Origin of the sequence: Actinobacillus ureae ATCC 25976 (assembly GCF_000188255.1) — a bacterium.
Classification (GTDB): Bacteria; Pseudomonadota; Gammaproteobacteria; order Enterobacterales; family Pasteurellaceae; genus Actinobacillus; species Actinobacillus ureae.
Map to the genome: position 1 here is coordinate 594071 of NZ_GL831080.1, position 7440 is coordinate 601510.

Sequence of the window (7440 nt, forward strand, 5' to 3'; positions counted from 1 at the left end):
ACTCACTTACTATTATTTTTATAACTTATACGTAATTTAAAAGGATGACATATGAAATCTACCATTAAATCTATCGCCATTACGGCAATTGCAAGCCTTATCGCCCTTTCTAGCCACGCATCAGGTGAAAAAGTCCCTTATACCCAAGCCGGTTTTACTGTCCGTCAAGCGGAACAACAAGCGCCGATTCACTGGGTTTCGATTGAGCAAATTAAAGCCAGCCTGAAAGACACACCGCCAATGAACGTAAGCTTTGACATTGATGATACGGTTGCAGCAACTAGTGGCTGTTTTTACTACGGTCAGCAGAAGTATTCACCGAATGACCATAGCTACCTAAAAAACCAAGACTTTTGGGATGAAATTAATGCCGGCTGTGATAAATATTCCATTCCAAAACTGTCTGCTAAAGCATTAATTGAAATGCACCAAGCCCGAGGTGATCAAATCTTCTTAATTACCGGACGTACTGCCGGTAAAGATGATCAAGTAACGCCAATCTTGGCGAAAGCACTTGGCATTAAAAATATGCAACCGGTGAATTTCACCGGCGGTCAAAAATCCGAATATAAACAAGGTAAAACGGCTGCAATCATTAAACACAAAGTACAGCTTCACTACGGCGACAGTGATGACGATATTTTGGCAGCAAAAGAAGCCGGTATTCGAGGCATTCGTGTATTACGAGCGGCAAACTCAACCTATATCCCTCACCCACAGGCAGGTGGTTATGGTGAAGAAGTTTTAATTAACTCAAGCTACTAGTTATGCGCTAAAATAAAAGCTGTTGGTCAATATCAACAGCTTTTATTTTTAGGAGTTACTTATGATTGAGATTTATCTGCTGCTTATTCCGCTTTGTTTTTTAGTCTACCTTGCCTCTTCATTTTCCCGTAAAGGCTTTCTCAAAGCGGTATTGCATAGTTTGTTACTGGCAATCAGCTGGCCGATTTCCCTTCCTTTACTTGCTTTAAAACGCTTATTTAAGCGAGCTCATTAAATAACAAGCGGTTAAATTTCCTCTCTTTTTTGCAAAAGAATCTTGAAACCAGACCGCTTATTTCTCCTTTAATTTTCATCGATTTTGATTTTTTCGGGAAAAACGATTTGCATTAAAATGAATAAAAATGCAAAATAAAAGCATAGTTAATCAAATTAAGCATTTTAAGTTTAATTAACAACTTGATAGCAATCGTTTGCTTTGTTAGAATTATGCGCCTACTTCTACAAGAAAGGTTAATGGCGACTCTCAAGTACCAACCCAATAAATTTTTAGGAGTAAAAATGTTAAACCCTACCCTTCTTATACCTTCATTAGGTATAAAAAATAAGATAGCAATCATCTTTGTTATCACAGCGCAATTCTTTTCAAAGCATTCTCGCCTTGCAATTCCATATTTCATTGATCCACGGGCCCGAATAATAAGTTGTTTCACTTATACAAGCGGTCAAAATTCTAAAATTTTTTACTCATAGCAGACACAGGAGCAATATCATGGCATTTAATCTTAAAAACAGACACTTACTCAGCCTAGTAAATCATACCGAACGTGAAATTAAATTCTTATTAGACTTAGCTCGTGATCTCAAACGTGCGAAATATGCAGGAACAGAACAACAATTATTAAAAGGCAAAAATATTGCATTAATCTTTGAAAAAACCTCAACTCGTACTCGTTGTGCATTTGAAGTGGCGGCTTATGACCAAGGCGCACACGTAACCTATATTGACCCGACTTCATCACAAATTGGTCATAAAGAGTCAATGAAAGATACCGCTCGTGTATTGGGCAGAATGTACGATGCGATTCAATACCGTGGTTTTAAACAATCGGTGGTACAAGAATTAGCCGACTACGCAGGCGTGCCGGTATTCAACGGCTTAACCGATGAATTCCACCCAACCCAAATGTTAGCCGATGTACTCACTATGATTGAAAACTGTGAAAAACCGCTAAGCCAAATCAGCTACGTGTATATCGGCGATGCACGTAATAATATGGGTAATTCCTTATTATTAATCGGTGCAAAATTAGGGATGGATGTACGTATCTGTGCGCCGAAAGTATTATTACCGGAAGACAGCTTAGTTGAAATGTGCCAAAAATTCGCAGCGGAAAGCGGTGCAAGAATTACCGTAACCGAAGATATTGATACTGCAGTAAAAGGCATAGATTTCGTACATACCGACGTTTGGGTTTCTATGGGCGAGCCGCTTGAAACTTGGGGCGAACGTATTGAAATGTTAATGCCGTACCAAGTTACGCCTGAATTAATGAAACGCACCGGTAACCCGAAAGTGAAATTTATGCACTGCTTACCGGCATTCCATAACAGCGAAACCAAAGTCGGTAAACAAATCGCTGAAAAATATCCGGCTCTAGCAAACGGTATCGAAGTGACCGAAGATGTATTCGAATCACCGGCAAACGTTGCCTTCGAACAAGCGGAAAACCGTATGCACACCATTAAAGCGGTAATGGTTGCGAGTTTGGCATAATAAAGCCCCCTCTTTAGTAAAGAGGGGGAAATAATGAAAGGAATATAAAATGAAAATCGTAGTAGCTTTAGGCGGTAACGCTTTATTAAAACGTGGCGAGCCAATGACCGCCCAAAACCAATCGACAAATATCAAAATTGCTGCAGAACAGTTAGCAAAAATCAAACCGAATAATGAATTAGTAATTTCACATGGTAACGGCCCACAAGTTGGCCTACTTGCCTTACAACATGCGGCATATCATGCACAAAATGCGCAAATCGAACCTTATCCGCTAGATGTCTTAGTTTCACAAACCGTTGGTATGATTGGTTATATGTTACAACAAGAATTAACCAATTTAGTACCGGAGCAACCAACAATTACCGTGCTTACTCAAGTCATTGTTGACCCCAAAGATCCGGCATTCCAAAAACCGAGCAAACCAATTGGTCAAGTTTATTCAAAAGAAGAAGCTGAAGCACTTGCGGCTGAAAAAGGCTGGACAGTTATGCCAGACAGTCAATACTATCGTCGTGCCGTACCAAGCCCATTACCAAAAGGTGTAACCGGTATTGATTCAGTAAAAGCTCTGCTTGCTAATGATAATATCGTGATTTGCGGCGGTGGCGGCGGTATCCCAAGCTATTATAATGAACAAGGCGATTTACAAGGGGTGGAAGCGGTTGTTGATAAAGATTTATGTACCGCAGTAATCTCTCAACAACTTGATGCGGATTTATTTATTATCGCAACCGATGTCAAAGCGGCATGCGTAAACTTCAACAAACCGGATCAACTACAAATTGCCAAAGCAAACCCGGTAGAATTGGAAAAACTGGCGGACGAATTTGCACCGGGTTCAATGGGGCCAAAAGTTAAGGCCGTGATTAACTTTGTGAAAGCAACCGGTAAAGATGCAGTTATCGGTTCATTATCCGACATTGAAGAAATTGTAAAAGGTAATGTGGGAACCCGTGTCACCAACAGTATTTCCGGTATTGAGTTTTATAAGTAAGCAAAAACAAGCGGTTAGATTTTGCTAAAAATCTGCAATATCAAGTAGGGGCGTACTGAGTACGCCCTTTTTTAATGCAATTGATTAGTTATAAATGGGAACATTCGTCACCATCGCTTGCTGCGAAGTTTCGCATATTCCGTGGTTAAACTCCCGTTTGCAAAGAATTGAGAAAATTTAACCGCTTGTTGCATAAACGAAAAGCCCCTAAATGATCTGACCCCAAAAAGTTAGACTGTTTAATTTAAGGACCAAGTTCTGTATTGTACAGGGCTGAGTCCTTTTAATTTAACTTGAATACGCTCATTGTTGTAATAATGAATGTACTCGTGAATCACTTTCTCAAGCTGTTCGAAAGTTTCAAATCGCTTACCAAAGTAACATTCCGTTTTCAATCGCCCAAAAAACTTTCCATTGCCCCATTATCCAAGCCATTCCCTTTTCTCGACATACTTTGTTTAATATGATGTTTTCTCAGCATGTCTTGATAGCCTGCCATCTGATATTGCCAGCCTTGGTCATAATGTAAAATCGGTTGGCTGTGTTTTAACAATGTGTCGATTTTTACACTAAATTTTGCTAAAATTCCTTGCAGCTAATTGAACTACAAGGAATTTTATCATGTCTGGCGTAACAAAAGAATTAGACATTTTAAAACAACTTTTTGAAAATTTATCCGATACGGATAAACAGGCTTTTTTGACTTCTGTTAGTCAAAAAAGTCATTGAACCAAGAAAAATTACGAATTGCCCACATTGTCAATCTACGCATTTTGTAAGAAATGGTACGAAATGCGATAACCAACGCTATTTGTGTCGTGATTGCAAAAAATCTTTTGTTGAGCAAACAGGCACTATTCTCTACAACACGCAAAAAGACATTGAAGTTTGGGAAAAATACATTCATGATTGAAAAATACCCAGTGCGTAAATGTGCTGAAATTTGCGAAATCAATCTCGCTACTGCTTTTGCGTGGCGACACAAAATTTTAGACGCACTTCAAAACATGATGAATGAAGTTGAGTTAGATGGCATTGTGCAAGCTGACGAAACTTATTCAACTATTTCTTACAAAGGACACCACAAAAATTTTAATCTGCCACGTCCTGCTCACAAACGAGGAACGAGAGCAACGAAGCGTGGCATTTCCAAAGAACAAGTTTGTGTTCCTTGTGGTATCAATTTGGACGGTAAATCTGTTGCTAGAATTAGCAATCTAGGTAAGCCATCTCTAAAAGATTTGCAAAAAGTTCTAAATGGCAAAGTTGCCAAAGATTCTGTATTTGTTACCGATTCATTAAGACCATATCAAAAATTATCGCTGGATATGAATTTAAGCCATATCCGCATTCCACGCGGTAAACGTGCAGTTGGTACGTTTAACATTCAAACAATCAACAGTTACCACAGCATACTGAAAAACATGATTGTTCATCGGTTTAAAGGGGTTGCAACCAAGTATTTGAACAATTACTTGGTGTATCATAACTTTGTTAATTTTGCCAAAGATACGTTGGCAAACAAAGAGGTAATCCTGATGGATTTTATCCGTAACACTATGTGTACAATTAGGTCAGCAGACGTAACTAAACGTCCTGCTATTCCTGTGTAAATTAACTCAATTCAAGATTAAGGTATAACTGAAATGTTAAATTTAGACATTCAAACATTTATAAAAGAAGCACATACATTCTCACAAGTTGAAAGCAATCATGCAGAGCCTGCTCTATTTGGGGTTACTGACGGCAAGGCAGTCGGTACATATTTAGAGCATAAATTTAAAAATTATTTGGCTCAAAATTATTCATTCCAATTGGGAAACTCTGCGAATGGTATAGATTTTCCAAGTTTGAACACTGATATGAAAGTAACAAGTAAACGGCAACCAAAATCCTCATGCCCATACAAATCAGCGAGACAGAAAATTTTTGGTCTTGGCTATAATTTAATTGTATTTGTATATGAGAAATATGATGACTCAATTTCACGAACTGGTAGATTAAATATTACTGACACAATATTCGTTGAAGCAAGCAGAACAGCAGATTTCCAGACCACAACAGGGATTTTGGAAATTCTTCGAAAAAATGGAAACCGCGATGACCTCATTGGTTTTATGATTGAGCGAAATCTTCCAGTTGAAGAAATTGAACTAAATAATATAGCAAATGAAATCCTTATCACACCTCCAAATCAAGGATTTTTAACTATATCAAATGCTCTTCAATGGAGACTTCAATATACAAGAGTTATTGAAATGGCTGGTCAAGTTCAAGGTATTCACTCTATCTTCAAATTTTCTTAAGGTATTTTTATGAACAATAAAATTCGCAATAAAAAGGAATTTGGTGATTTTCAAACACCTGATTACTTTGCAATACAAGTTTGTGAAAAACTTAAAAATATTGGCATCAATGCCGACTCAATTATTGAGCCAACATGTGGTGTAGGTGCTTTTGTAATTGCTTCAAGAAAAATCTTTCCCGATGCTGAAATATTTGGTTACGAGATAAACAAGGATTATGTGGAAATTCTTGATAATAAATTGTCATCCATAGGCAATACTAACATTCACATCAAACAGTCTGATTTTTTTCTACGAACTGGAAAGAGAATCTCTCCAAGATAAATGATAAGTTATTGGTTATTGGGAACCTGCCTTGGGTTACTAACTCAACACAAGGAAGTTTAAGAAGCAATAATTTACCAGAGAAGAATAACTTCTTGGGTTTTAAGGGGGTTGATGCCATAACAGGTAAGGCTAATTTTGATATTTCTGAATGGATGCTCATTGAAAACTTGTCATGGTTTCATAATAAAAACGGAACTATTGCTATGCTTGTTAAAACAGCAGTTGCAAGAAAGATTATTGCCTATGCTAAGAAAAGTAATGCTCACCTTATCAATGCATCAATCTATAAAATAAATGCAAAAGAATTATTTAATGCATCTGTTGATGCATGTTTAATGGTTCTTGTGTTCGACCAGAAATCAACTCCTTGCTACGACTGCTCCGTATTTGATAGTTTAAATACAACTGATTGTACAACGATAGGTCATAGAGATGGCTTAACTATATCAAACTTAGATGATTACAATCAGCTTAAAAATCTTCTTGGTTCTAGTAGTATTAAATGGAGGTCAGGAATTAAGCATGACCTCTCATCTGTTATGGAGCTAACGCGAGATGAAAGGGGCTACATTAATGGACTTGGAGAATATGTTGATATTGAGCCAGATATTTTATATCCATTGATGAAAGGTTCTGATATTGGATCTGGTAATGAATGGCGAAACAAATTTGCCATTGTTACGCAAAAAGCAATTGGAATGGATACATCTTATATAAGAGAAAAGTATCCAAAAACATGGAATTATCTTTTATCTCACTCTGAAAAACTTGATGCTCGTGGGAGTAGCATTTACAAAAAGAATCCACGATTTTCAATTTTTGGAGTAGGTGATTACTCTTTCAAAATGTGGAAAATTGCGATATGTCGTCTTTATAAAAATTTATCGTTTAGACTTGTTGAGCCAATAGAAAGAAAACCAGTCCAATTTGATGACACGGTTTATTTTATATCATTTAATTCAAAAGAAGAAGCCGAGAATGCATATTCTTACCTTACATCCGACAGTGTTCAGAAAATACTTAATTCTTTAATTTTCTGGGGAGATAAGAGACCAATTAAAGCAAGTATTTTAAACCTTTTAAAGTGGGAAGATAGTGAAAATCATCATTGACTAAAACTTGAAAAATAAAAAGTATACCATCTTGCAACATTTCTACTGACCGATGATTTTCTAAAATCCAGTGTTATTTTAAAGCAGGGCTAACTAAAATATCAACACAAAATTCAGACACAGCCAATCGGTTTAGCGTCCTGAGGCAGTTTTGCGGCCGCTTGCTTTAGCATCCGCATCACTTGCTCAAAGTTCGGA

The 7440-nt window shown here is 37.2% G+C and carries 7 protein-coding genes and 2 pseudogenes; 8 read left to right on the top strand and 1 reads right to left on the bottom strand.

What is annotated here, in order from left to right:
• Window positions 1–51: 51 nt before the first annotated feature.
• The 4 genes from aphA (at window position 52) to arcC (ending at window position 3497) form a co-directional block, all read left to right on the top strand.
• Complete coding sequence (aphA, locus tag HMPREF0027_RS02985) at window positions 52–765, top strand: acid phosphatase AphA (protein WP_005622128.1); 714 nt, start codon at window positions 52–54, stop codon at window positions 763–765.
• A 61-nt stretch (window positions 766–826) separates the two neighbouring features.
• Window positions 827–1000 carry a hypothetical protein gene (locus HMPREF0027_RS12070; protein WP_005622129.1) on the top strand — a complete coding sequence of 58 codons (174 nt, stop codon included), beginning with the start codon at window positions 827–829 and terminating at the stop codon, window positions 998–1000.
• A gap of 495 nt (window positions 1001–1495) precedes the next feature.
• The gene (locus HMPREF0027_RS02995) at window positions 1496–2500 is read left to right on the top strand and encodes an ornithine carbamoyltransferase (RefSeq protein WP_005622132.1); all 1005 of its coding nucleotides are present in this window, start codon (window positions 1496–1498) and stop codon (window positions 2498–2500) included.
• Between the two features lie 49 nt (window positions 2501–2549).
• Window positions 2550–3497 carry a carbamate kinase gene (gene arcC / locus HMPREF0027_RS03000; RefSeq protein ID WP_005622133.1) on the top strand — a complete coding sequence of 316 codons (948 nt, stop codon included), beginning with the start codon at window positions 2550–2552 and terminating at the stop codon, window positions 3495–3497.
• 239 nt (window positions 3498–3736) lie between these two features.
• On the opposite strand, the pseudogene HMPREF0027_RS11920 reads toward arcC, so the two are convergent.
• Window positions 3737–4050: pseudogene (locus HMPREF0027_RS11920) on the bottom strand (transposase); the annotation flags it as partial.
• A gap of 68 nt (window positions 4051–4118) precedes the next feature.
• Here HMPREF0027_RS11920 and HMPREF0027_RS03010 point away from each other — a divergent pair.
• The 4 genes and pseudogenes from HMPREF0027_RS03010 (at window position 4119) to HMPREF0027_RS03025 (ending at window position 7242) form a co-directional block, all read left to right on the top strand.
• A pseudogene (locus HMPREF0027_RS03010) lies at window positions 4119–5110 on the top strand (IS1595 family transposase).
• Window positions 5111–5143: 33 nt separating this feature from the next.
• On the top strand, window positions 5144–5803 hold the full coding sequence (locus HMPREF0027_RS03015; RefSeq protein ID WP_005622140.1) for a type II restriction-modification system restriction endonuclease: 660 nt from the start codon (window positions 5144–5146) through the stop codon (window positions 5801–5803).
• A gap of 9 nt (window positions 5804–5812) precedes the next feature.
• Window positions 5813–6127, top strand: a complete 315-nt coding sequence (locus HMPREF0027_RS12210; protein WP_005622142.1) for a class I SAM-dependent methyltransferase — start codon at window positions 5813–5815, stop codon at window positions 6125–6127.
• Between the two features lie 11 nt (window positions 6128–6138).
• Window positions 6139–7242 carry a hypothetical protein gene (locus HMPREF0027_RS03025; RefSeq protein ID WP_005622144.1) on the top strand — a complete coding sequence of 368 codons (1104 nt, stop codon included), beginning with the start codon at window positions 6139–6141 and terminating at the stop codon, window positions 7240–7242.
• The last annotated feature ends 198 nt before the right edge of the window (window positions 7243–7440 follow it).

Coding starts and splice junctions, on each gene's coding strand:
- HMPREF0027_RS12070 (WP_005622129.1), top strand. CDS start 827: ATGATTGAGATTTATCTGCTGCTTATTCCGCTTTGTTTTTTAGTCTAC.
- HMPREF0027_RS12210 (WP_005622142.1), top strand. CDS start 5,813: ATGAACAATAAAATTCGCAATAAAAAGGAATTTGGTGATTTTCAAACA.
- arcC (WP_005622133.1), top strand. CDS start 2,550: ATGAAAATCGTAGTAGCTTTAGGCGGTAACGCTTTATTAAAACGTGGC.
- aphA (WP_005622128.1), top strand. CDS start 52: ATGAAATCTACCATTAAATCTATCGCCATTACGGCAATTGCAAGCCTT.
- HMPREF0027_RS03015 (WP_005622140.1), top strand. CDS start 5,144: ATGTTAAATTTAGACATTCAAACATTTATAAAAGAAGCACATACATTC.
- HMPREF0027_RS02995 (WP_005622132.1), top strand. CDS start 1,496: ATGGCATTTAATCTTAAAAACAGACACTTACTCAGCCTAGTAAATCAT.